Annotated in this window: 19 protein-coding genes, 1 pseudogene and 2 riboswitches; of the genes and pseudogenes, 12 read left to right on the forward strand and 8 right to left on the reverse strand. The window is 43.2% G+C overall.

Features of this window, described 5'->3' with window-relative positions:
* The first annotated feature begins 109 nt into the window (after positions 1-109).
* The 3 genes from sppA (at position 110) to AAEY75_RS08715 (ending at position 3,058) form a co-directional block, all read left to right on the forward strand.
* On the forward strand, positions 110-1,162 hold the full coding sequence (gene sppA, locus AAEY75_RS08705; protein WP_110922697.1) for a signal peptide peptidase SppA: 1,053 nt from the start codon (positions 110-112) through the stop codon (positions 1,160-1,162).
* Positions 1,163-1,310: 148 nt separating this feature from the next.
* Entirely contained in the window at positions 1,311-2,201 is an 891-nt protein-coding gene (locus tag AAEY75_RS08710; RefSeq protein ID WP_352259367.1) for an alpha/beta fold hydrolase, read from the forward strand.
* Positions 2,202-2,266: 65 nt separating this feature from the next.
* Positions 2,267-3,058 carry a CPBP family intramembrane glutamic endopeptidase gene (locus AAEY75_RS08715; protein WP_352259368.1) on the forward strand — a complete coding sequence of 264 codons (792 nt, stop codon included), beginning with the start codon at positions 2,267-2,269 and terminating at the stop codon, positions 3,056-3,058.
* A gap of 66 nt (positions 3,059-3,124) precedes the next feature.
* On the opposite strand, the gene dusA is transcribed toward AAEY75_RS08715, so the two are convergent.
* The 3 genes from dusA to AAEY75_RS08730 form a co-directional block, all read right to left on the reverse strand.
* Positions 3,125-4,099, reverse strand: coding sequence for a tRNA dihydrouridine(20/20a) synthase DusA (dusA, locus tag AAEY75_RS08720; protein ID WP_352259369.1), 975 nt, complete (start codon positions 4,097-4,099; stop codon positions 3,125-3,127).
* Between the two features lie 100 nt (positions 4,100-4,199).
* Positions 4,200-5,501, reverse strand: a complete 1,302-nt coding sequence (locus AAEY75_RS08725; protein ID WP_352259370.1) for an MFS transporter — start codon at positions 5,499-5,501, stop codon at positions 4,200-4,202.
* A 241-nt stretch (positions 5,502-5,742) separates the two neighbouring features.
* Positions 5,743-7,374: a phospholipase D family protein gene (locus AAEY75_RS08730; RefSeq protein ID WP_201591216.1), complete on the reverse strand. Its 1,632-nt coding sequence runs from the start codon at positions 7,372-7,374 to the stop codon at positions 5,743-5,745.
* 625 nt (positions 7,375-7,999) lie between these two features.
* Here AAEY75_RS08730 and AAEY75_RS08735 point away from each other — a divergent pair.
* From AAEY75_RS08735 to AAEY75_RS08750, 4 genes are all read left to right on the forward strand, one after another.
* Positions 8,000-9,274 (forward strand): O-succinylhomoserine sulfhydrylase, encoded by a 1,275-nt coding sequence (locus AAEY75_RS08735; RefSeq protein WP_352259371.1) that lies wholly within the window; start codon positions 8,000-8,002, stop codon positions 9,272-9,274.
* An 80-nt stretch (positions 9,275-9,354) separates the two neighbouring features.
* A complete protein-coding gene (locus AAEY75_RS08740; protein ID WP_110922703.1) occupies positions 9,355-9,684 on the forward strand; it encodes a YbaB/EbfC family nucleoid-associated protein in 330 nt (109 codons plus the stop codon).
* A 217-nt stretch (positions 9,685-9,901) separates the two neighbouring features.
* The gene (gene recR / locus AAEY75_RS08745) at positions 9,902-10,495 is read left to right on the forward strand and encodes a recombination mediator RecR (protein ID WP_197131285.1); all 594 of its coding nucleotides are present in this window, start codon (positions 9,902-9,904) and stop codon (positions 10,493-10,495) included.
* Positions 10,496-10,630: 135 nt separating this feature from the next.
* On the forward strand, positions 10,631-11,950 hold the full coding sequence (locus tag AAEY75_RS08750) for a ribonuclease D (RefSeq protein WP_352259372.1): 1,320 nt from the start codon (positions 10,631-10,633) through the stop codon (positions 11,948-11,950).
* Between the two features lie 57 nt (positions 11,951-12,007).
* On the opposite strand, the gene AAEY75_RS08755 is transcribed toward AAEY75_RS08750, so the two are convergent.
* The 5 genes from AAEY75_RS08755 to gcvT form a co-directional block, all read right to left on the reverse strand.
* Complete coding sequence (locus AAEY75_RS08755; RefSeq protein ID WP_352259373.1) at positions 12,008-12,682, reverse strand: lipase family alpha/beta hydrolase; 675 nt, start codon at positions 12,680-12,682, stop codon at positions 12,008-12,010.
* Positions 12,683-12,870: 188 nt separating this feature from the next.
* Positions 12,871-15,768, reverse strand: a complete 2,898-nt coding sequence (gene gcvP, locus AAEY75_RS08760) for an aminomethyl-transferring glycine dehydrogenase (protein ID WP_352259374.1) — start codon at positions 15,766-15,768, stop codon at positions 12,871-12,873.
* Positions 15,769-15,834: 66 nt separating this feature from the next.
* Entirely contained in the window at positions 15,835-16,593 is a 759-nt protein-coding gene (locus tag AAEY75_RS08765) for a nitroreductase family protein (RefSeq protein ID WP_197217654.1), read from the reverse strand.
* A 273-nt stretch (positions 16,594-16,866) separates the two neighbouring features.
* Positions 16,867-17,247 (reverse strand): glycine cleavage system protein GcvH, encoded by a 381-nt coding sequence (gene gcvH, locus AAEY75_RS08770; RefSeq protein WP_110922708.1) that lies wholly within the window; start codon positions 17,245-17,247, stop codon positions 16,867-16,869.
* 98 nt (positions 17,248-17,345) lie between these two features.
* A complete protein-coding gene (gene gcvT / locus AAEY75_RS08775; RefSeq protein ID WP_197217656.1) occupies positions 17,346-18,524 on the reverse strand; it encodes a glycine cleavage system aminomethyltransferase GcvT in 1,179 nt (392 codons plus the stop codon).
* Positions 18,525-18,693: 169 nt separating this feature from the next.
* Positions 18,694-18,841, reverse strand: a riboswitch (glycine riboswitch).
* Positions 18,842-18,894: 53 nt separating this feature from the next.
* Positions 18,895-19,034, reverse strand: a riboswitch (glycine riboswitch).
* A 237-nt stretch (positions 19,035-19,271) separates the two neighbouring features.
* Between gcvT and AAEY75_RS08780 the strand changes: the two genes are divergently transcribed.
* The 5 genes and pseudogenes from AAEY75_RS08780 (at position 19,272) to AAEY75_RS08800 (ending at position 24,599) form a co-directional block, all read left to right on the forward strand.
* Positions 19,272-19,592 (forward strand): YcgL domain-containing protein, encoded by a 321-nt coding sequence (locus AAEY75_RS08780; RefSeq protein ID WP_110922710.1) that lies wholly within the window; start codon positions 19,272-19,274, stop codon positions 19,590-19,592.
* 259 nt (positions 19,593-19,851) lie between these two features.
* Positions 19,852-20,496 carry a hypothetical protein gene (locus AAEY75_RS08785; RefSeq protein ID WP_197217658.1) on the forward strand — a complete coding sequence of 215 codons (645 nt, stop codon included), beginning with the start codon at positions 19,852-19,854 and terminating at the stop codon, positions 20,494-20,496.
* A 356-nt stretch (positions 20,497-20,852) separates the two neighbouring features.
* Positions 20,853-21,716: an AAA family ATPase gene (locus AAEY75_RS08790; protein WP_197217660.1), complete on the forward strand. Its 864-nt coding sequence runs from the start codon at positions 20,853-20,855 to the stop codon at positions 21,714-21,716.
* 105 nt (positions 21,717-21,821) lie between these two features.
* A pseudogene (locus AAEY75_RS08795) lies at positions 21,822-23,049 on the forward strand (vWA domain-containing protein).
* A gap of 353 nt (positions 23,050-23,402) precedes the next feature.
* Positions 23,403-24,599 carry a globin domain-containing protein gene (locus tag AAEY75_RS08800; protein WP_197217664.1) on the forward strand — a complete coding sequence of 399 codons (1,197 nt, stop codon included), beginning with the start codon at positions 23,403-23,405 and terminating at the stop codon, positions 24,597-24,599.
* The last annotated feature ends 57 nt before the right edge of the window (positions 24,600-24,656 follow it).

Below are 24,656 nucleotides of genomic sequence, written 5' to 3' on the forward strand. Positions count from 1 at the left end.
TGACGCTTGCATTACAAATGCGTCGAGAGTAAGAACTAGCTTCTTACTACATTTATATTCTATATCATCTCTTTTATCGTTTTAGATTGTTTCTGACTTAGGAAGTTATATGCCCAACTGGCCACCAGACCCTAACAAACGTCCTGACACTTCGGCAAATCAGCCAGCACCCATGCAGCAATCAAGCCAACCGACTGGACAAGAGTGGCGACTGCTGGAAAACACATTGCTGGCTAGTGTGGTTGAACAGCGCCGCGCTCGTCGCTGGAGTATCTTTTTTAAATTATTGACCTTTGGTTATATCTTATTGATATTTTTGACCCTTGGCCGTGGTTGCAGCAGTGCCTCAACAGGCATGGATGCAGTCGACAATAGCGAGCCACATTTGGCCGTGGTTGAGCTGCAAGGTGTCATCAGTAGCGGCGATGTGGCCAATGCCTATGATGTCAATGAAGCTCTGACCCGTGCCTTTGAAAACAGTAACTCAAAAGCTGTTGTGCTAGATATCAACTCACCTGGTGGCTCACCTGTACAGTCTGATGAAATTTGGCAGACTATGATGGAGTTGCGTCAAGAGTACCCAGACAAAAAGCTTTATGCAGTGATTGGTGATATTGGTGCTTCTGGCGCTTATTACATTGCTTCTGCAGCAGACGAGATTTATGTCAATCCATCAAGTTTGGTTGGCTCTATCGGCGTGATTATGTCGAGCTATAATATCGAAGGCTTGATGGATAAAGTCGGCGTAAAAGATCGTACTTTGACCGCTGGTGAGTATAAAGATATCTTAAGCTTATCGCGTCCATTGACTGACTATGAAGAAGGTCATGTCGAAAAAGTATTAGCAAATACGCACAAGCATTTCATCGATGCAGTGAAAGAAGGCCGCGGCGATCGTCTAAAAAATCCTGAACAGAATAAGTTGTTCTCAGGGCTATTTTGGACAGGTGAGCAGTCTATCGAACTTGGTCTAGCAGACAAGAAAGGCAGCATCGCGAGCTTAGAAAAAGAGTTAGATCTTGATACGGCGATTAACTACAGCCCAACAGATCCTTTTGAGTCATTTATGGATCGTTTTGCTATTAAGTTAGGTGCAGGCATTGGTTCTAGTGTCAATCTTGATGTCCTAACAAAAGAAGATGGCAATGTGGAGATGCGTTAAGCATTTTGTATTTTAGATTTACTGTGTATGATTGATAAGGCTGAGCGTATAATTATGCTCAGCCTTCTTATTTATATATTAGATATGTCAGATTTGATGATGATAAATGACACATAAGCTATCCATAATGATTCGATGAGAGCCTATTATGACTGATGAACGCAATTTTCAGACCTTTGCCACTTTACCTATCTCTAAAATAACAAACAAACCTGTTATTCATTTTGCGCATGCTAATGGTATGCCAAGTGCTGTTTATCAGCCATTTTTTGAGAACTTAGCAGCGTTTTTTACGATTGAATATATTGCAATGCTGGGCGATACTCCAGGTTATCCCGTAGATGATCACTGGCGTAGTCTCACAAATCAAATTATTGATAGTGTAAAAAGTGCTTGTGAGAAACATGGCGTCGCGCAAGTAGTCGCAGTCGGTCACTCACTTGGCGCAATGTGTACCATGCAAGCATTGTATCGTGAGCCAAAGTACTTTGCGCAAGCGGTCCTCATGGATCCGCCTTGGATTTATGGCAAGGTAAGTCTGCTATGGCACTTGGCAAAGACAGTGGATCGGTTGCCGTTGATGAATAACCGTTTGATGGATAAGTTATCACCCGCTGGAATATCCAAGCATCGCCGTGATGTATGGGATAGTCGAGCAGATGCTTATGAACAGATGCGCCATAAAGGGTTTTTTAAGAATTTTGATGAGCGCAGTTTTCAAGGCTATATCGACCATGGCTTACACCAACGTGCTGACGGTAAAGTAACCTTAGCGATTCCTAAATCTAGCGAAGTTGCCGTATTCCGTACCAATCCATCTTGGTATTGGCTCACACCAAATCGCGGTCCTAAGGTGCCTGTGACTTTGATTATTGGTGAAGACAGCATATTTTTAAAACGTCACTTCCCTCAGCAAGTGCAGGCACGATTAGGGGTGCCTTATACCACTCATGCAGGTGGTCATATGTTCCCGCTTGAACATCCTGACTCTGTATCACTGCAAGTATTGTCATTGATTGAGCAGCAACTGTTAAAATAGTCGTCAATTATTATTGATGATTTTTACAGAGATAGGCTGAAAACAGACTTTTGAGTAACGACTTTATGCTAAAAAATGCTACTGACTCACGCAAGCAAGCTGCATCGCTTGACCATGTACCACTGTTTTCACACTTGGGTGCATTCCTACTAACGGTAGGCATGGTGATGGTGTTTTTTATCAGTCAGTTATTGGGTGTATATGTCGCTGGCAAGCTAGTGTTACCTGCTACTCAAAATGCAACAGTAGGTGATATATTCTTATTTGGCGGTAATGATGGCACGGTTGTGAGCCTCTCTATCATTATAGGTTGTGTGTTAATAACAGCGATTACTGTCTCTGTCATTCGTTTGAGGGGAGGCAGTGTGCGTCAGTATCTGGCGATAAAGTCATTTTCATCTGCGGCGGGGCTGAAAATGGCTGGGCTGCTATTGATATTTATGATTGCCAGTCAGGCGCTGACGTACTTTCTCGATGAGACGCCACTGGTATTTGTGGATCCGCTATACCAATCTGTCAGTTCGGTATGGCTGCTGGTCTTTGCGATGGTCATCGTTGCACCATTATATGAAGAGTTGGTCTTTCGCGGTATTTTATGGACGGCTATCGCAGAACAGTTCGCTGATTCCTCTTATTCCACAAAGTATCGTGGCGCAATCGTTGCCAGTATTGTGACCAGTTTGATATTTGCAGTGATCCATGTGCAGTATGGTATTTATGAAATCAGCACCATTGTCGTATTGGCATTGGTATTTTGCTATGCACGTGTCAAATCAGGGTCGTTATTATTGCCGATACTATTGCACATCGCTAACAACGGTGCAGCGATGTGGCAGTATATGGCGCAAGGAGCTTAAATAAACCGCGATTTTTTCTGACTTTTTAAAGCATCTTTATGCTCGTTCTTACGATGATAAAAGCGATTACATATCAGGATTCAATAAGAAGACTTCATCTGCCGCGCGTTTGATATCATCAATGGTCAGCTGAGGTTTACCACTCAATGCCTGACGCCATTTACGTGCACCCATAAGTCCTTGGAATAACCCTAGATAATGACGTGTCATCGTAGGTAGCGGTTCACCTTTGGCGAGTTGCTCTTCGAGATAGGGATAAAGCTGCGATAGAATTTCTGAGCGTTTAGGTGCTGGCTTGTCGCTCCATAAGCTATTGGCTTCTGCCAATAAATAAGGATTGTGATAAAACGCTCGTCCAATCATGACCCCATCGATATGTTGCAAGTGCGTTTCAATATCAGTGATTGTGTCAATCCCACCATTAATCTCAATATCGAGTGCTGGAAAGTCTTGTTTGAGGCGATACACATCTTCATAGCGGAGTGGTGGTATCTCGCGATTCTGCTTAGGACTCAGCCCTTGTAGCCACGCAGTACGTGCATGAACGATGAATCGCGTACACCCAGCCTCGGCGACGGCCTGCACAAAATCTACCATAAACTCATAACTGTCGAAGTCGTCAATACCGATGCGATGCTTAACCGTCACCGGAATATCGACTGCTGCTTGCATATGTTTGACCAAGTCTGCAACCGTATGAGGCTCTGCCATTAGGCAAGCGCCTATCTTATTATGCTGTACGCGATCTGATGGGCAACCAACGTTGATATTGACTTCATCATAGCCATGCTGCTGTGCAAATTCAGCGCATTGAGTCATCTCGCTATTGTCAGCGCCACCCAGCTGCAACACTAACGGATGCTCTTGCGTATCAAAGCGTAGATGCCGTGCGCGATTGCCATGTATTAGGGCACCCGTACTGATCATCTCTGTATATAAATACACATGCGGGTTAAAGAGCCGTGCAAAGTACCGATAATCTGTGGTTGTCCAGTCGATCATTGGTGCGACAGAGAGTCTTTTATTGGTCATATCAACCATGATTGTTAAGCCTTAATATTCTAATCTTTGAGGGTGTGGGGTTTCGTGCAAAAATGTTTATACCAAATAATGGTATAAACATTTTAATGAATATCCCGATCTAGATAATCTGGTCGATTTTTTTGGCTTCGGGCAAATTATAGAAGTAAATGCCCATTATTATTCCAATAAAACCGATGAACGCAATGTAGAGTGCTGGTGAGAAAGCCACATAAAGAGTGGCATAGCCAAGCCCGAAAGGCACTAACACCCCGACAATGCCGTAGGCTATATTATAACAAAAAGCCATTCCTGTGAGTCTGACATTGGTTGGAAATAACTGCAAAATAATGGCCGGTATCATACCAATGATGCCAGCACAAAATCCTAACAGCGCATACATAATGAGGATGTAGTCACCGCTCGACTGTAGATGATAAAAGAATGCCAGCATCTGGACGATTAATAGAATAGAACCAATGGTCAAAATTTTACCAAAATTTTGATGGTTAGAAATTATTCCATAAAAAATACAGCCAAGAATCATGAATATAATACCTAGACTGTGTGAAAATCCGAACAGGTCGCTATCTAACGTAAAGTGCATCTCAATCAAATCAGGCAATAAGAGTACGACCACAGTCGTTACGCTAGAAACAATAAGCGTGAGAATCATACCAATAAATAGTGAATGTTTGCAGTGCTTGAAGAGTAGGCGGAATGGTTTGGCAACATAGTCGTTTGGTTGCGAGTTTTTCATTTCAAGGAAAAATGGCGACTCATCGATCCATCGCCATGCCAATAATGGCATAAGGCTCAAGGCAGCCGCGATGAAAAATGGTAAACGCCAACCGTAATCAGCCAATTGCGCCGTCGTCATGGAACTGGTCAGCCAAAGAAAAAAGGCATTAGAGAATAATACCCCTACATAGAAACTGGCGCTGACATAACTACAGACGACGGACGAGTACAGCCGTGGCACATGCTCTGCTACAAAAATCCAAGCGAGTGGTACATAAATACCAAATGCCATACCTTGTATAAATCGTAAAGTGATAAATAAGATGGGTGCAATCAATCCCCATTGTGCATAAGTAGGTAAGCTCGCCATTGCCAATAGGCTGAGTGCAGTGACTAATATACTGATTAGTAGTATGGGTTTGCGACCTTTTATATCACCATAACGACCAAAAACAATGCCACCAATTGGGCGTGCGAAATAGCCAATCGTAAACAGTCCAAGCCCTTGTATCTTTGTAATAGTCGGGTCGATGTTAGCAGGAAAAAAAGCGGCCGCCACAATATCTGAGATATATAAATAAATCAAAAAATCAAAAAACGCCACTGCACTACTAAAGCAGATAAACATTACTGTATTTCTGTCTCTAGAAGACATCAGTGCATATTGGGAACGGGAAGGCATAATAGATCACGCATATATAAAGGCATTCGTTAAGCCGGTTATTATCTAGATAACCGGCCATAATAAAAAACGACAAATCAGTATAAATAGATAATGATTTGTCGAAAAAATAAAGGTTTGGGAGCTAATATATGAAACAGATGTCTAAGTTACAAGGGTTCTGAGAGTAAGTGAAAATTAATCACTCAGTCATTTTAATTTACCTCTAAACAGTCATTTTGAGGGTTATCAAGTATGAGCGCTACAATAGCCAGTCAATAGGTAACCATGACATGATAGTCAGCCAAACATGGTCGCTGACATCGACACGCGGCTCTGAATCGTAAACCACTTTTTTACCATTTTCCATGGTTTGCCACTGCAGGTTGCCATTGTCTAATAACTTCACTTCATAAGCTTTGCTTAATAAATCGTCGCCAAGTGCGCCATGCAACTGTCTCGCTAGCTCATCATCATTGATAATCACACCCATTTCGGTATTGATATTGGCAGATCGAGGGTCAACATTATATGAGCCAATGAATACTTGGTGGTCATCAACCGCAAAAGTCTTTGCATGTAGGCTGGTGGAAGACTGACTGCGAGCTTTCCACAGCTTATTTTCACGTTGTTCTTCAGAAGCAGTCGATTTTAGCTCATAGATTTTGACACCGGCACGGAGCAGGCTAGGACGCCATTGGCTATAGCCGGAATGCACAGCTGTTACGTCGGTTGCATCAAACGAATTGGTTAAAATTTTGATATCAACACCAGCTTCGGACAGTTTTACTAGTGTATTGACGCCGTCTTTAGTAGGCACAAAATAAGAGGAGATAATCGTTAGCTGCTTGGTTGGTGTACCTAATAATGTCCGTAGTTGATGCACCAAATTGGTGTCAGCAGGGACAGCTTTTGTCAGTTTGCCAACATCATCACTCAAAAACTGCATATCTGTCCAACGAAAGGGCACACGCTTATTGATCAAATCGCTGTCTATCGTTGAGTCTTCGATTGCTGTTTTATAAATCGTTAAATCGCTTTCTGACTTTTTGTCATCTAAACCAAGTTTGTCTAACGCTGATAAAAAATCAGATGGTGCGCTATCATCAGCGGTGACTAGAGTTTCGATATCAAATGATAGTGGCGATGACCAATAACTGGTAAAGCTGTTATCAATATCTGCGACTACTCTACCAATCAATAAAACATCTAAATCGGCAAATTGGCTGTTTTTATCATTACTTAGGTATTCATCGCCAATATTACGTCCACCAATAATAGTAATCTGCTTATCAAAGGTCATGCTCTTGTTATGCATACGGCGGTTGATACGTGGCAAGCCCGTGACGTAATTCAATGTTTGAAATTTACGGTGCATAAGGGGGTTGATGATACGTACCGCAATATTAGGGTGGCTGGCAAAACGCAGTAAATGCTGATCGAATGTCGCGTTATTATTAAAATCATCTAATAATAAACGCACAAGCACGCCACGCTCAGCAGCTTTCCATAAATCTCTTAACAGTAATTGGCCTGCTTGATCATTGTGCCAAATATAATACTGTGCATCGATGTTGCGTGTGGCCATATCCGTTAATATACTGCGAGACGCAAATGCATTGGCACCAGTCACGATAGGGTGGTAGCCTGACAATTCTGGATGAATATCATTTTGCTCACTAACGGCTGCCACTAGATCGATGTTGCTGGTTATAGATGTTTCATTGTCTTGGCTGCTTTTAGGTTGATATAGAGCGTCGACCCGTGCTGATAGCGCTTGGCTTTCAGGCAGGTGTGGTTGCTTCGGTAAGCTTTGGCACCCAACAAGTCCTAAGGTAAGTCCAAGTGTTAGACTCAACGATAGATTACTTGGATCTATACTAAACATCGACATAAATGAGTTACCTTAGTGAGCCCTAATATAATAAAAATTCCGTTAAAAATAAGCATGATATCCCTGTGTTTGCTGACAGAAAATAGTGCCAATTATGGGACAAGTAATAAAACTGCCCAAGGTGGAACTTAGATCGCCGCTAAGCTTATCAGCTGTCGGCATCTATGCCTATTATAAATACGTTATTTTTGTTAGATTTGGCGGCGCATTTATTGGTTGTTTAACTACTCATTAATCTTCAAACCTATCTTGATATAGAGGTATATCGGTATTCAAAAATAACATTTGATAATCATCTGAAACCAGCTGTTTGGAATAAGTTGGCATGATATGATAACGCTGGTGTATTAGGGCGTGTCTTCATTTCAAAAATGGTGATAAAAGTGAGATAAATTGCCGTCAAATAAGAAAAATAGCGCAGATAATATCGGGATATTAACTGGCTATTTGACTATGTTTGGCAAGATTTAGCCATTTTTAGCCCATTGAGATGACTATCGAGTGAATTGAAGGCACGCCCTAAGTCAATAATTAAAAAATAAGCAGCCACTTTTACTACAGTCAAATTTATAACTATCAAATTTACAACTATCAAGTCTATAACTATCAAGATAACGGAAGATTTATGAGCCAGTCGCAAACCAATGATGAAAGTAATGTAAACAAGTTAGATCCAAACTGGCGCAACGATGCCTTAGATTTAGGACTGGATTATGGCATGCAGACCATTGCGGTACGAGCAGGGCAACATCGTACGGACGAAGGTGAACATTCAGAGCCTATTTTCACCACCAGCTCTTACGTTTATACCTCTGCTGCTGATGCCGCTGCGCATTTTGATGGCACCAAGACGGGCAATGTTTATTCACGTCATACCAATCCAAGTGTACGTACCTTTGAGCGTCGTCTAGCCGCCCTCGAAAATGGTGAGCGCGCCGTTGCGACGGCTTCAGGTATGGGTGCGATTTTGACCATGTGCTTGGCCTATTTGAAAGCAGGCGACCACCTACTGGCGGCCAATCAATTATTCGGTTCCTCTATTGGTTTATTTAATAATTATATGGCCAAGTTTGGTGTTGAAGTCAGCTACGTTGATTGCTTCGATAACGAAGCATGGGCGAATGCCGTTCAGCCAAATACCAAGGTTATTTATTGCGAAAGCCCAAGTAATCCGCTAGCGCAGATTTGCGATCTTGGTTATCTCAGCCAGTTATGTAAAGCCAATGATATCTTATTAGTGGTTGATAACTGCTTTGCCACGCCAGCATTACAGCGCCCGTTAGATTTGGGTGCTGATGTGGTAATTCACTCTGCAACTAAATATTTGGATGGTCAAGGTCGAGTACTTGGCGGCGCGCTTGTCGGTAGCGACAAGCTGATGCAAGAAGCATTTACCGTGGTACGCTCAGGTGGTATTAGTATGAGCCCATTTAACGCTTGGGTATTTACCAAAGGCCTCGAAACGCTTAAATTGCGTATGCAAGCACATTGTCAAAATGCTAATCAAGTGGCTGATTTCTTAGTCAATCATCCTAATGTCAGTACCGTGCATTTCTCAGGGTTGAGCGATCATCCTGCTCATGAGCTTGCTACGCGCCAACATCATATGAAGGGTGGCTATGGTGCTATCATGGGTTTTGAAGTAAAACCAACTGCTGACCTTGACTCAAAAGCTGCCGCTTGGCATGTCATTGACTCAACACGGATGGTATCTATCACCAATAACTTGGGTGATGCGAAAACAACCATTACCCATCCGGCGACCACCACACATTTCCGTCTGACTGCTGAGGCTCGTGCAGAGGCAGGCGTCAAAGATGGTCTTATCCGTCTGTCTGTAGGTTTAGAAGATGTAGAAGATATCATTAAAGATTTGGCGCGTGGTTTAGACAGTTTGTAAAGATAACGGTATAATCGCTATTAGCACTTTATATTAGTAAAATATCAATCATTTATTATTAAAAAACAAAAGAGGCAACTATGAATATTCAAGCATTGATGCAACAAGCACAAACGATGCAAAAGAAAGTCGAAGCAAACGTTGAAAACGCTAAGAAAGATCTTGCCAATAAAGAAGTACATGCAGAAGCGGGCAGTGGTCTAGTAAAAGTAACCATGACTGGTCGCCATGTCGTTAAGCGTTTAACCATCGACCCAAGCTTGCTCGAAGACGAGCCAGATATGATCGAAGACTTAATTGCTGCTGCTATCAATGATGCCGTTCGTCAAGCAGATGACTTGTATGAAGAAACCATGGCTGGCGCAACATCAGGTATGGGTCTACCACCAGGTATGCAAGGCATGTTCTAATATCCATTCCAAACATAACTTAACTTGTTAGGCTTACTGAGCCCACTAGGGTGGTACTAGTCTTCCATGTTATTTTAAATTTTTGGTATGGATAGGTGGCTTGTTTTATAATTAATTGGCGATAGGCCATCTGACTATAATGTCTAGCAAATGGGGTTGTTATCGACACGATACGACCCCATTTTTATAGCTACGGTTTATAGATAAAGGAAGTATTTTGCTGACAGCCAAATTTGATCAGCTGGTCAAACAGCTACGTATTTTGCCAGGCGTCGGGCAAAAAAGTGCCCAACGTATGGCGTTACATCTGCTCACCAAAAAACGCCCACAAGGCATGGCGCTCGCCCAAGCGTTAGATGATGCGATGCGTGATATTGTTGAATGTCAGCGTTGTCATAGCTTCAGTGATGAGGCTATCTGTCCGTTGTGCCAAGATCCTAGACGCGATGATGGATTGTTATGTGTGGTCGAAACGGCTGCAGATGTGATGGCGATAGAGCAGACAGCAGGTTATCGTGGGCGTTACTTTGTCTTAGGCGGACATTTATCACCTATCGACGGAATCAGTGCTGATGATTTAAATATCGATCAGTTGGTCTGGCGTGTCAAACAAGAGCCGGTTGAAGAGCTGATACTGGCAACGGGTACCACTGTCGAAGGGCAGACTACTGCACACTTTATCAGTGAAGCTGTTAGCCGTCATGTCAATAAAGTCACGCGATTGGCACAAGGCGTACCGATGGGCGGTGAGCTTGAGTACCTAGACAGTATGACGCTTGGTCAAGCCATACAAAATCGCTCATTTTTATAAGTTTTTATAATATTTCTCTAGCCGTCAAGTCTTGCTCATTTGATTTTATGGTACTGTTATAATTGTTTTATTATTTCATTTTATTAAAACGTGGTTTAGCGTTTTATTTTCTCTTATTTATGCAGGTATCTGCCCGTGTCCAACCATGTTTCGAACGCTTCTACCCATTCAAACACGCAAGACGACGCTTGTGTTGCTAATGATGACGTATCCCGTCAATCACTTAATACAAACGTCGATTCAGCAGTGTTACCGCCACAACCAGATATCGATGCGTTACTAGACATCGCTGATGAAGCTGCTGTCACATGGGTACGTGAGCAAAGCGGTCTGGCTCAAGTCATCGATGCATTAGCTACTTGTGGCCGTGTCGCATTAGATACTGAATTTATCAAGCGTGATACGTACTATCCACGATTGGCACTGGTTCAGCTGAATACGGGTAACCATATTTATTTGCTAGATGCACCGCAGTTGCAATTGGCTGAACTGTGGCAGGCGCTGAGTGAAGTGGATGTAGCGATTTGGCATGCATGCGGCGAAGATTTAGGTATTTTTTATCTGTTGTCTGGTTGTCCGCCATTGACTAATATATTTGACACTCAAATTGCATTGTCTTATCTAACTGGTCAACTGCAGATGGGTTATCAGCAAGCGCTTGATGATCAGTTAGATATGCATATTGATAAAGAACAAAGCCAGTCTGATTGGCTGCAACGTCCGCTATCGGATGAGCAAGAGCAATATGCAATTGATGATGTGCGGTTTTTACCAGCGTTGTATTTGAACCTTGAATACGAGCTAAAAAAACAAGGTCTGTACGATTATGTATGGGCCGATTGTCAGCTTTATGCCAGTGATTTGTATAATACACAGCACGTTGAAGATGATGCGATGTACTTAACGATGGCAGATTATCGCTACAACTCGCAGCAGATGGCGATACTCAAAGGAGTTGCTACGTGGCGAGAAGAACTGGCGCGTGCGACCAATCAACCCCGTACGTTTGTGATAAAAAAACAAGCAGTGCGTGAAATTATTACTGAAAAGCCCAATAGCATGCGAGAGCTTGCGCATAAAACAACGATGCATCGCAGTATGTTGCGGCTGTATGGTGAAGAGTTGCTGAAGGTCATCAAAGACGCAAAGAGTTTGCCACCTGCTGAGCATCCCGATTGTCTGTTACCGCCGTATCGTTCAAAAAATAAAGTCCTATCAAAGGCCGTGCAACAAGCGATAGATAATCAAGCGCAGAAAATTGGTGTGCCTGCTAATGTGCTGATGCGTAAAAAATGGCTTGCTCAACTGTATGAAGTTGTGGCTTTCAACAAAGGCATCAGCGAGTTACCACAAGGGCTAAAAGGTTGGCGCAATAATTGGATAGTGCATACCTTGATTCCAGTCATTGAGAAGCACAAAACTGAATTACAGCAAGGTATGGGTGTTCATGCTTAATAAGCATGAATGTCTATTGGAGTTTGAGCGTTGTTAATTATCAAAATCTCATAACGATCAGCGTTCAAATTGTCCATTTTGTAAAAAATACATTGCCTGTTTCGCAACGGATTTGTCGATTAGCATCCCCGTATGTGAGACAGGCATCACGATATGATCGGCAGCTGCTTCAATCTTAGTTTCTTGTATATATACTGTGCCGTCATGCATCAGATGTTCTGCTGATGGCACGTTATCTGTCTTACGCAATTTTCGATTATGATAGGCTAGGATAGGTTGCCCTAAACCCTGCGCTTTATTACCAGCTATGACGCCAAGTTCAATACCTTTTGGCAAAGGCGCAACCGTGCCATCCAAAGCTTGCTCGTATGATTTACCGACAATCGCAGGAGCGAGTCGCCAAATATAATCGCCACTAATGCTGCCATTATGCGGCGTGCCTAGAGTCACACAGCGTCCAATTTTCCACTGAGGGTAGTGCGCTATAAAATCACGAATAATTAGCCCGCCTAAGCTATGACCAATGAGGTCAATTGGCTTGGCAGGATTGTGATTGCTCTCAAGCCAAGCGTTTAAACGTTGACTATTAGTCTTGATTCCATCACGCATACTGCGATAGCCGTATTGATGAGTCTCAAAATCTGCGGTTTGCAAACGTTTGGCTAATGGTCGCATAATCCATGCTGTTTGATGCAGGCCATGAATAAGAATAACGCGATTTTTCTGTTGCATGTCTGCTCCAACATCGTAAAAGTTATTTTATTATATCGATAAATACTATCATTATTTATGCTACTTAGAGTTTATTGAATGTTCAACAGACCTTAATACTATACACAAAATAAAACCTCCAAATCAGCTACTGACTTGGAGGTTTGTTTTTTTATAAAAATCTACTTATGGTTGATCAAAGACTACGATTACAAGTAGTTTTCGATACTTGGGCAAGAACACATGAGGTTCTTATCGCCATAAGCGTCATCGACACGTGCTACGCTTGGCCAGAACTTATGAGCGCGGATATAAGGAAGCGGGAATGCAGCTGTGTCACGGCTGTATGGATGCGTCCATTCGCCGCTAGTCACCATAGCAGCAGTATGCGGTGCGTTGACCAATGGGTTGTCTTCTAGCGTCCAACCATTTTCGCCAGCTTTGGCTTGTAACGCTTCAGCTTTGATAGATTTGAGCGCGCTGATAAAGCGGTCTAGCTCTTCTTTTGACTCAGACTCTGTCGGCTCAATCATCAAAGTGCCAGTAACTGGGAAGCTCATCGTTGGTGAGTGGAAACCATAATCCATCAAGCGCTTAGCGATATCGCTTTCACTGATGCCAGTATCTTCTTTTAACGGACGAATATCGATGATACATTCGTGAGCGACACGGCCGTTTTTACCTGTGTATAGCACAGGGTAGTGATCTTTTAGTTCAGCGGCCACATAGTTAGCATTTAATAGGGCCATCTCAGTCGCTTTTAGCAAGCCATCACGGCCCATCATGGCGATGTACATCCATGAGATTGGTAAGATACTCGCTGAACCATAAGGCGCTGCTGATACTGCTGAGCAGTCTTTTTGCGCGTTATGTACAGGGCTTAGCGTATGGTTGGCCATAAATGGTGCTAAATGCGCCTTCATACCGATAGGCCCCATACCTGGACCACCGCCGCCATGTGGGATACAGAAGGTTTTATGCAAGTTCATGTGTAGCACATCTGCGCCGACATCTGCAGGCTGCATCATGCCTACCTGAGCATTCATGTTGGCACCATCCATATAGACCTGACCACCGTGATTATGAATAAGGTCACAGATTTTACGGATGCCTTCTTCGAACACACCATGCGTTGATGGGTAAGTGATCATCAAAGCACCTAGACGCGCGCTATGCTCTTCACATTTAGCAGTTAGGTCATCGATATCCACGTTACCATTGTCATCAGTTTTGACCACAACCACTTTCATGCCCATCATCATAGCAGTCGCTGGGTTGGTACCATGCGCTGACATTGGAATCAAGCAAACATCACGATCGGTTTCACCCAAGGATTCGTGATAGCGGCGGATGGCAAGCAGACCTGCATACTCACCTGATGCGCCAGAGTTTGGCTGCATAGACACATCATCGAAACCAGTAATGGCTTTGAGTTGGTCTTGTAGGCTATCAATCATGGCGATATAGCCAGTGACTTGATCACGTGGTGCAAAAGGATGCACATTAGCGAATTCAGGCCAAGTGATCGGTAGCATTTCACTGGTCGCATTCAATTTCATGGTACAGCTACCAAGTGAAATCATGCTACGGTTCATCGCCAAATCTTTGTCTTCAAGCGACTTCAAATAACGCAGCATTTCATGCTCGGTGTGATGCGAGTTAAATACTGGATGTGTCAAGATATCATCAGTACGTAAGTGTGCACTATCAAGAGATACACTGGCTGCTTCAGGTAAGTCGTGTGTTTTGCTGACAAACAGCTGAGTTAAAACATTAAAGTCTGTTTGATCACTGATTTCACTGAATGAAACGGCTAGTTTGCTGTCACCCAGACGCCATAAGTTGTAACCAACATTATCCGCGTTTTCAAAAATCTGAGTAGCCAGACTTTCTGAACCACAATCAACCACAACGGTATCGAAGAACTGATCATGTACCACGTTTAAGTTGCTATCGTTAGCACCCTTAATTACATTAGCAAAGGCAGTGGCAAACGCATGGATACGAGTGGCGATACGTTTAACACCAGTTGGACCATGATACACAGCATACATACCTGCCAAGTTGGCAAGCAATACTTGTGACGTACAGATGTTTGAGTTGGCTTTTTCGCGGCGGATATGCTGCTCACGAGTCTGTAGAGCCATACGTAGCGCAGTATTGCCTTGCGAATCTTTTGATACACCAATGATACGGCCAGGTGCTGAACGTTTGGCTTTGTCAGAGAAAGCGAAGTAAGCCGCGTGTGGGCCACCGAAGCCCATTGGGATACCAAAGCGCTGTGTGCTACCCAAAGCCACATCTGCGCCCATATCAGCTGGTGATTTTAGTAGTACCAAGCTCATGATGTCACTAACCACACTGACGTAGGTTTTGTTTTCTTTAACAGCTGCAATGACGTCTGTTAGGTCTTTTACGTCACCTTCAACACCGACGTATTGGAATAATGCACCAAAATAATCGCCTGATTTGGCAGTTTCAAAATCCCCAACGACCACGTCCCAACCAAAATACTTGGCCCGAGTATTGATGACATCTAGTGTCTGTGGATAGACACGATCATCTACAAAAAACTGCATCGATTTGCTTTTGCTCACGCGCTTTGACATGGCCATGGCTTCAGCTGCTGCGGTTGCTTCGTCAAGTAATGAGGCACCAGCAAGCTCAAGACCTGTTAGATCGATACAAACTTGTTGAAAGTTAAGCAAGGCTTCTAGACGACCTTGCGCAATTTCTGCTTGATAAGGGGTGTAAGCGGTGTACCAACCTGGATTTTCAAGAACGTTACGCTGAATGACAGCAGGCATACGCACAGGCGAGTAACCTTGACCGATATAGCTTTTCTTAACGGTGATGTCATCTGCCATCGTACGCAGTTTCGCTAATGCGGCATGCTCGCTCATCGCAACTGGCAAGTCTAACTCTTTGTGTAAACGTACTGGCTCAGGCACGGTATCATTGATAAAGCTAGCCATATCTTGATAACCAACAGCGCTTAGCAGATCAGCTTGTTTAGTGTCATTTGAACCTAAATGACGGTAGACAAATTCAGCTTCGTTGAATAGTCCTTGAAAAGTATCAAACGTCGGGTTTTGAGAGATAGTCATGATAGTCCTTGATTAAGGGAGTAATAAAGTAATAAAGAGATTAACTAAAAATAACGGCATGGTGCATTAGACATAGTGCACAAACTGATCTTGATCAAAGCGGTACTGGGTGTCATAGATACCATTGTCAGCACGCTCGCCAGCACCAATCATCATAATGATATGTTGATCGTTGTTTAAACCTAATAGTTGCTTCATAGCAGGCTCATCAAAGCCGCCCATCGCACAGCTGTCAAAGCCATGTGCTCGTAATGCTAGCATTAGGTTTTCCGCAGCGAGCGAGGTGTTGTTGGTTGCCCAGTTTTTGGTGTCTTCAAAGGTATAATAAGGCGATTTAATCGGACCTTTTAAGCGTCTGACCACTTGAGTCGCGCCCCATTTAGCCGCTGATACCACATTAACTGGACCCCGTAAAAAATCCAGTGCGACGACTTTGGTATAGTAGTCTTTGACCTTTTTTGGTACAGGCTTGTCAGGGTATTCACGTAGGATTTGCTGAGCATGACTTTGCCAGATATCAGTACGAGCAACGACCGCGATCAGGCGTGCTGATGTTTTTGCCGCGTTTTGATTCATGCAGTTCTTCACCGCACGTTTGCGATTATCAACATCATCGATGACATAGAATTCCCACGGCTGTAGATTGCTAGAATTCGGCGCCAACATGGCCAAACGCAAACAGTCTGCTAATACATCATCAGGTATGGGCGTGTCCGTAAAACGACGAACAGAACGGCGTGATTCAACCACGTCGCGAAACGCTTGTAGCTGCGGTGTATGAGTAGGCGTTGCAATGTTGTCTTTAAGGTCAGTGTTGGTGCTCATATTAGGATCCATGCTGGGGATTGAATGATCAACTTGAGTCATTATTGAGTCATTATTGAGTGCACTTCTTCAATATCATCTGACAAGTGATTGATACGAATAAATCAAATAGCGGTTGGAAGTAATAAACAGTATGCAGGTTTTGAGAGTAAAGCGTACAGATACCAGCTGCTGCTAGTATCTGTCATTATTCGAGTTTTCGATGTAATAAGGTATGATGAATAGTGACCTCTAACCTTAGCGCTGCTAGTAGATTAGAGTATCGGGCTGATATTACAGCTCGTTTTCGTACTCATCAGCAGTCAGTAATGCTTCGTAGTCAGCGATGTTGTCAGGCTTCATTCTAAAGAACCAACCTTCACCATATGGATCAGAGTTGATTATTTCAGGATCATCTTCTAGTGCTTCGTTGATTTCCACAACTTCACCTGAGATAGGTGCATAAACGTCAGAAGCGGCTTTTACTGATTCAACCACTGAGATTTCGTCATCAACAGCGATGATGTCGCCGACGTCTGGTAATTCAACAAATACCACGTCACCCAGTAGGTCTTGAGCGTGGTCAGTGATACCAACAGTGATAGTGCCGTCGTCTTCTAAGCGTAACCATTCGTGGCTGGCAATGTATTTTAGTTCTGCTGGGATGTTGCTCATGGTCTCTCTCCTACGTGATAGAGGTTAATTAACAAGAATAGTAAAGCAAGAATAGTAAAGCTAAAGCTAATAGAGGCTAATAATAGAATTTATAAAGCCTATGAGTCAAACTGCTGCTTGCCATTACGAACAAACGGTAGTTTAAGAACGCGCACATCAACGAACTTACCTTTGCCGCGTAGATCAACTTGGACGTTGTCATCGTCTGATACGCTGGCAGGAATACGGGCAATCGCGATTGAGTTTTTGAGGCTAGGGGAGAATGTACCACTGGTAATGATACCAGTCTGCTCATTGTCTGTGCCTTGATTGATGGTCACCGTCATGCCTTCACGCAATACACCGCGAGTCGTTAGTAGTAGACCCACTTGCTTCATTGCAGTGTTGTCCTCTTTTGACTGCTTACGTTTGCTAACCATGGCAGTGCGGCCGACGAAGTCACGCTCATCTTTTAGCGCTAGTGTCCAACCCATATTGCATTCATAAGGGCTGATGGAGTCGTCCATGTCATGACCATATAGGTTCATGCCGGCTTCCATGCGCAAAGTATCACGTGCACCGAGGCCCGCAGGTTTAATGCCATTGGCTTTTAATTGCTCAAAGAACGCTGGTGCATCATCGCCATGCATAATGACTTCGACACCATCTTCACCTGTGTAACCAGTACGCGCGACGAACCAATCTGTGCCTTCGATATCCGTTAAGTCTGCACCAACGAAAGGCTTGAGTCCTGCTAAGGTATCTGCCCAGCTAGGTTTGGCCTGTGCCAGTTTTTCTACGGCGTTTGGACCTTGAACCGCAATCATCGCAAGCTCAGGGCGCTCAGTGATGGTAATGTCAAAGCTTTCGGCGACTTTATGGAACTGTGCCATGTCTTTATCGCGAGTGGCAGCATTAGAGACGATACGGTATTCAGTGGCTTCTTCATTCATTAGGTAGACGATCAAATCATCGATGACGCCACCTTGCTCATTTAGCATGCCAGAGTAGAGGGCTTTACCGACAGTTTTTAGTTTCTCAACATCGTTGGCCAGCAGTTTCTGTAGCCATGCTTTTGCATCGCTGCCTTTGATATCAGCCACGACCATATGTGAGACGTCAAACATCCCTGCGTCAGTACGAACGGCTTCATGCTCTTCGATTTGTGAGCCATAATGAATCGGTAATTCCCAACCAGAAAAATCCACCAGTTTGCCATCACTATCGACGTGAGACTGATATAGAGGAGTGCGTTGAGGCGCTTGATTTTGAGCTTGGTTATCTTGAGTATTGGTCATAACAAATCCTTATGTGTACATCAGTCATACTCAAAAAGTATAGAAACGGATGCGCATTATCATAGTAGTGAGAAGCAACATTGCAAGGTGCAAGTATTACATCAAAGGGTGGCACAAAAAATAAATAGAAAACTGTAGACCAAACAGACGCTGAACGTCGGTTTAAGCAATAGCCCTATCTGTCCTGTGACCTGAGATTTTCAACACGAATCATCACTATGTGGTTTTTAATCTAAACCTGCTATTGATGATAGCGTATTTTCTCCCCTTCGGTGGGTAAAACGTCGTCCGTTTTACCGCTCTCCAGATTTGTTATGCCTAATGTTTGAGTTATGCACGCTTGATGGCGTTTAACTAAACAATAATGACATGTGTTTTTTCAGTCCTTTTACCTGAGCGATTGGCAGGGTAGATGCGCCTTCGGTGGTCGTATAGCAATTATAGACATCGTATGACCAATGCGGTTTGATACGAGGCAGATGCTTACAGACTCTCTCCTGAAAAACGCTTTTATTATGAAAGGTTAATCGTATTTTTACAAGCCATCAACCACATTAAAGTGGATAATTTTGGCAAAAATGACTGTTCGAGAGGGCAATCAGTACAATTATCAATAAATAGACGGTTTTTACGTCTGTCAGATTGCAGTGAATGTGGAGCGAATACTGACACCAAAACATAAAGCGACTACTGATAATCGCCCAAAATATGCTAACCTATGGCGATAGTTTCTGATAGGTTGTTTTTATGCATTGCGATATTTATAAATTTCCAAAACATGACGATATGTACGTCTATATTGCTCGCCCTGATTATCCAGATGATACCGATGAGATTAGGGATTGGTTGGGTGTTTTGCCCAAAGATTTCCGTGCAGGCTTAGGCCGTAGTAAGTTTGTTATGCATCTAGATTTGGCAGCCACACCAACGCTGGCCCGTGTTGATAAAGCAGAAGTATTGGCAAAGCTAGAGTCACAAGGATATTTTGTGCAGATGCCGCCGCAAGATGTCATGCGCCGCCAAGCAGAATTACGGGCCCGTGAAGCGCAAGATAATATTTACGACTAGTGTCTTTATTATAAGGCGTTTGCTGCAAGGCTGTTTTAGACAAATCCTTGAGACGAGCTCCTCAGAAAGTAATCAACAAAACGTTTAGTAAACATTTGGTCACATGCATTTTGGTAGAGAGTCGTGATAAACTAGCGGCCTATCAAGTGTGCATGTCGATGATGTATTCGTTGTTACTGATTATAGTAGGGCAGTATCTAGTGTCTGCCTGCAAAAACGAAAAGACGCACAATTTATAAACGCAAATAGTGAAACGCGTATGGACTGGTTAAAAAATATCGTACATCTCTTACCGTTAGAAGCCATCAGTGATATTCTCGGTGAGGTTGCTATTTGGTGGGGGCAGATGGTCAAAGACGTGCCACCTGCCGATTTACCAATGTATGCTTACCTTGGCGGTGTCGTTATCGTATTGGTATTATGGTTGTTGGTCGCTCGTATGCTACCGAAACCACTGGGCGGTATGAGTTGGATGTTACTGTTTGCTGTTTTATTAGCACCTGGCACTGCTCTGAATGACCCTAGTGTATTAGCACCTGCTAGTATTCACGTTGTCTATTCTATTATGATGAAAGATTTTGCTGGTGCGATAGCTGGCATGGTGCCGATATTGGTGGTGTTAGTGGCGGGATTGTTTGTTGGTTTTATTTGGCAACTCATCCGTGGTGCTTTTGAATCGAGCTTAGACAAAGCACGTAGAAGCAGTGCAGAAGATACGCAGGCGACGATGCAGTTGACGACAGGCAGTTATTTGCCAGGAAGTGATACATTAACTGAACAACCTGATGTCACTCCGCAGTCTGGTAAAACGCCTTTAGCAGCTAAGGCCGAAACAGATGTCAGCTTAAAGAAAGACAGTAGCTTAACTAAAAGTTCCAAGGCAGAAAAATCTGATAAGTTATAAAGCGGTTGTTAATAGTAAGTACTTTATAAATAATTCAAAGCGCTGAAATAATAAAATAAGACTTTATAAAAAAGACACCTTGCGTGTCTTTTTTTTTGAGATTTTTTACCCCTCCTGAGAGAGATAGTCGGTTCAATATAATTTGGATACAAGGAAGGCGAGTGAAAGCATTTAGCGTGATGAGAAGTTCATACTATGTTTATTAATCGCGAAGCTTAGCAATCGCGAACGCATGAGTATTTTGGCAATGAACAAGGCTGTGCTAATCTAAATGATAATTTATTTTCCATCGATTACTTTTAATAATTTGATGACTCCTAACAGCCTTAATGTATAACAATAACTGAGACTCGATTATGACCACGACTGACAAGACTAAGAAAAGCTTTACCGGTACCAGTAGTTATATTGCTACTGATGATTTACAGCTAGCGGTAAATGCAGCAATGACGCTACAAAAGCCACTGCTGATCAAAGGTGAGCCGGGTACAGGTAAGACGCTACTGGCAGAAGAGGTGGCAGAGAGTTTAGGTATGCCCCTAATTACTTGGCATGTCAAATCGACTACTAAAGCTGAGCAAGGTCTGTACGAGTATGATGCAGTATCACGCTTACGTGATTCACAATTGGGTGACGATAAGGTCTATGACATTGCCAACTATATCAAGCCAGGCAAACTGTGGGATGCATTCACCAGCACAGAGCGCAGTGTGCTGCTGATTGATGAGATTGACAAAGCCGATATCGAGTTTCCAAATGACTTGCTGCATGAGCTGGATAAGATGTCGTTTTATGTGTATGAAACGGGCGAAACCATTACCGCAGCGCAGCGCCCAGTGGTGATTATTACATCGAACAATGAAAAAGAGTTACCAGATGCATTTTTGCGTCGTTGCTTCTTCCATTATATTGATTTCCCTGAAGAAGAAACTATGCGCCAAATTATCGAAGTGCATTTTCCTGATATTCAAGAAAAACTGGTTAATGATGCGCTCGATATCTTCTATAAACTGCGTGGTATTCAAGGTCTCAAAAAGCCACCATCAACGTCTGAATTGGTCGATTGGTTAACGCTATTGCTTGCTGATGATATGGCACAAGCAGAATTAGAAGAAAACCTGCGTGGTGAAAAGTCCATTCCGCCACTATATGGTGCGTTACTGAAAAATGAAGCCGATGTGAGTCTATTGCAGCGCTTTGCCAATATGATGCGTCGCTAGCCTGTCAGCAGTAGAAGGCGACTTAACTGCCTTGTTATCATGGTTTGAGCTTATAAGCACTAGGCTCAGTCATAACCCAATCAGCCAATAAGTGATGCGTAGCTTATGTTCATAAAACTGTTTTATACCTTGCGTACTTACGGCGTACCAGTCAGTACACGTGAACTGCTTGATCTCAATGCTGCGCTTGAGCAGGGTTTGATGATGCAGCCGCATCCTGAAGATCCAGCACTGACTACTTTTGCTAGCCGCGAAGATATGTATCGGCTGATTCGACTGTGCATGGTCAAAGACGAGCGTCATTTTGATAAGTTTGATCGGGCAATGGCGGATTATTTCGAAGGCGTCGACAGTTTAGATCTGGATGAATTATTGGCCAAGCTGACGGACGTTCCTAAAGAATGGCTGGATTTAAAACTAGACCCAAAAAATCTGACAGAAGAGCAACGTCGACTACTCAAAAAGTATGGCTCGCTAGAGGAGTTAATGAAAGCGTTAGAAGAGCGTCTAAAAGAGCAAAAAGAACGTCATCAAGGTGGTAGCAAATGGGTTGGCACAGGTGGTACTTCACCATTTGGTGCCTATGGCGATCATCCAGAAGGCGTACGGGTCGGCGGTGAATCTCGTAAGCGCAGTGCTGCCAAAGTTTGGGAGCAGCGTAAATATCGCAATCTAGACGACGATAGTCAGCTTGGTACGCGTCAAATTCAGATGGCGCTACGTAAGTAATCTGCGCCAGTTTGCACGTACTGGCAGTGCCGATGAGCTTGATATCAAAGAGACCATTAGGCGAACCGCGAAGAAAGGCGTGCTTGATATTCATATGCAGGCTGAACGCCGAAACCGTGTCAAAGTGCTGATGCTGTTTGATGTGGGCGGCAGTATGGATGTTCATGTCGAAGCGCTCGAAAAACTATTCTCTGCGGCAAAAAATGAGTTTAAAACCTTAGAGTTTTTTTATTTTCACAACTGTCTTTATGACTATGTGTGGAAAGATAATAACCGTCGCCATAGCGCACCGATGCCAACCTATGAGCTGCTCAATAAATATGGCCGAGAGTATCGCGTGATATTCGTTGGTGATGCATCGATGTCGCCATATGAGTTGATGACGGTGGGCGGTAGCGTTGAGTATATGAATAATGAGGCGGGTATCGTATGGCTGAAACGGGTACTGGATCATTTTGATAAAGTCGCTTGGCTCAATCCGGAAAATCCTACATATTGGCAATATACTCAAACCATCGTTGAGATCAAAAAACTCGTGGATAACAAGATGTATCCCATGACCTTGCATGGCGTGGAAGAGATGACCGGTTACTTAGCACGATAGTTTTGACGTTCATGCTATAGTCAGTCCTCTATCAACTGGATACGGTGTCAGTCTACTACTTGTAGTACTTTCACTCGCCTTCCTTGTATCCAAATTATATTGAATCGACTATCACTTATAAAATCTATTAAGTCTGATTGAATCCTTATGAAAGCAGCCGTTATGACAACATAACGGCTGCTTTTTTTGTTTAAAAATAAGCAATATGACAATTCGGCATTGGTATGCTGAGTAAAACATGATAACATTCATTTTAAATGAATCTTATAAGTGTTCTTATTTAAGATATTTACTTAAAGATTCTTATCTCCTGTTTTTTAATATATCAATTCGACCACACACTGAGAAACAACATGGCTTCACCAAAAACATTAGAAATCGTCACAGCAACCGTTCCTGTACTTGAAGAACATGGCGTTGCGATTACCACCGTATTTTATAGAAACATGTTTAATGAGCATCCTGAGCTGTTAGATATTTTTAATGAGACCAATCAAAAACTAGGACGTCAACAGACCGCACTGGCTACAACAGTATTAGCCGCTGCCAAGCATTTGGATAAGTTGGCCACGCTATTGCCGCAAGTGACTCAGATTAGCCATAAACATAGAGCGTTACAGATTTTGCCTGAGCATTATCCTATCGTCGGTAAGCATTTGATCGGTGCGATAAAAGAAGTGCTAGGAGAGGCGGCTACTGATGACATCATCAACGCTTGGACAGAAGCCTATGATGAGATCGCTTCGGTATTTATTCAGATTGAACATGGCATGTATAAAGAGGCGATGTGGCAAGGGTTTGCGCCTTTTATAGTGACTGAAAAGGTAGCGGCTGCTACGGATATCGCAGCCTTTACGGTAGTGCCAGTGAACGATAATGAAGACAGTAATCAAGATATTAACCTGAGTAAATTGAAGTTAACCGCTGGTCAATATATTACGGTGAAAACAGATCCAGCAGACAGCGATCATATTGCGCTGCGTCATTATTCTTTATACTCTGCCAGTACCGAGACAGGCATTCAGTTCGCTGTTCGACGTGACAACCGCAATGAGCATCATGGCTTGGTCTCTAACTATATGCACGACCAATTAGAAGTGGGTGACACGGTTTTATTATCGGCTCCAGCTGGTGACTTCGCGCTTAATCAAGATTTGGTACAGCAAAATGAGATTCCGTTGGTATTGATGAGTGCCGGTGTGGGGGTAACACCTGTGCTGTCTATGCTAGAGGCACAAGTACTGGCCAATCCGAAACGACCTATTGTTTGGGTTTATGCGTGCCAAAATGCCACACATCATGCTTTTTCTGCTCAGGTAAATGAACTGCTTGAACAGGCTGAGCGCGTAGAAAAGCATATTTTTTACTTTGAGTCTGGACAGCTATTAGATGCTGCATGGCTTGAAACATTGCCTAAGCCTGCCGATATCTATGTATGTGGATCAATGCCATTTATGGAAAGTATGATTGATGGGTTAGTGGGATTAGATCATGGTGTCGATAGTGTCCATTATGAACCGTTTGGCCCTAAAATGAGCTTGGGTGGTTAAGTTTTTAACATATAGTCGGTGAACTACTAAACCGTTACGGCGTTACCTTCCTTAGAT

Origin of the sequence: Psychrobacter sp. TB55-MNA-CIBAN-0194, assembly GCF_040309505.1 — a bacterium.
Taxonomy (GTDB): domain Bacteria; phylum Pseudomonadota; class Gammaproteobacteria; order Pseudomonadales; family Moraxellaceae; genus Psychrobacter; species Psychrobacter fozii.

Excerpts from the sequence above, each read along its gene's own strand:
- gcvT (WP_197217656.1), bottom strand. The coding sequence starts at position 18,524 with ATGACCAATACTCAAGATAACCAAGCTCAAAATCAAGCGCCTCAACGC.
- AAEY75_RS08730 (WP_201591216.1), bottom strand. The coding sequence starts at position 7,374 with ATGTCGATGTTTAGTATAGATCCAAGTAATCTATCGTTGAGTCTAACA.
- AAEY75_RS08740 (WP_110922703.1), top strand. The coding sequence starts at position 9,355 with ATGAATATTCAAGCATTGATGCAACAAGCACAAACGATGCAAAAGAAA.
- sppA (WP_110922697.1), top strand. The coding sequence starts at position 110 with ATGCCCAACTGGCCACCAGACCCTAACAAACGTCCTGACACTTCGGCA.
- AAEY75_RS08715 (WP_352259368.1), top strand. The coding sequence starts at position 2,267 with ATGCTAAAAAATGCTACTGACTCACGCAAGCAAGCTGCATCGCTTGAC.
- AAEY75_RS08710 (WP_352259367.1), top strand. The coding sequence starts at position 1,311 with ATGACTGATGAACGCAATTTTCAGACCTTTGCCACTTTACCTATCTCT.
- AAEY75_RS08765 (WP_197217654.1), bottom strand. The coding sequence starts at position 16,593 with ATGAGCACCAACACTGACCTTAAAGACAACATTGCAACGCCTACTCAT.
- dusA (WP_352259369.1), bottom strand. The coding sequence starts at position 4,099 with ATGGTTGATATGACCAATAAAAGACTCTCTGTCGCACCAATGATCGAC.
- AAEY75_RS08735 (WP_352259371.1), top strand. The coding sequence starts at position 8,000 with ATGAGCCAGTCGCAAACCAATGATGAAAGTAATGTAAACAAGTTAGAT.
- gcvP (WP_352259374.1), bottom strand. The coding sequence starts at position 15,768 with ATGACTATCTCTCAAAACCCGACGTTTGATACTTTTCAAGGACTATTC.
- AAEY75_RS08790 (WP_197217660.1), top strand. The coding sequence starts at position 20,853 with ATGACCACGACTGACAAGACTAAGAAAAGCTTTACCGGTACCAGTAGT.
- AAEY75_RS08755 (WP_352259373.1), bottom strand. The coding sequence starts at position 12,682 with ATGCAACAGAAAAATCGCGTTATTCTTATTCATGGCCTGCATCAAACA.
- AAEY75_RS08780 (WP_110922710.1), top strand. The coding sequence starts at position 19,272 with ATGCATTGCGATATTTATAAATTTCCAAAACATGACGATATGTACGTC.
- AAEY75_RS08785 (WP_197217658.1), top strand. The coding sequence starts at position 19,852 with ATGGACTGGTTAAAAAATATCGTACATCTCTTACCGTTAGAAGCCATC.
- AAEY75_RS08800 (WP_197217664.1), top strand. The coding sequence starts at position 23,403 with ATGGCTTCACCAAAAACATTAGAAATCGTCACAGCAACCGTTCCTGTA.
- AAEY75_RS08725 (WP_352259370.1), bottom strand. The coding sequence starts at position 5,501 with ATGCCTTCCCGTTCCCAATATGCACTGATGTCTTCTAGAGACAGAAAT.
- gcvH (WP_110922708.1), bottom strand. The coding sequence starts at position 17,247 with ATGAGCAACATCCCAGCAGAACTAAAATACATTGCCAGCCACGAATGG.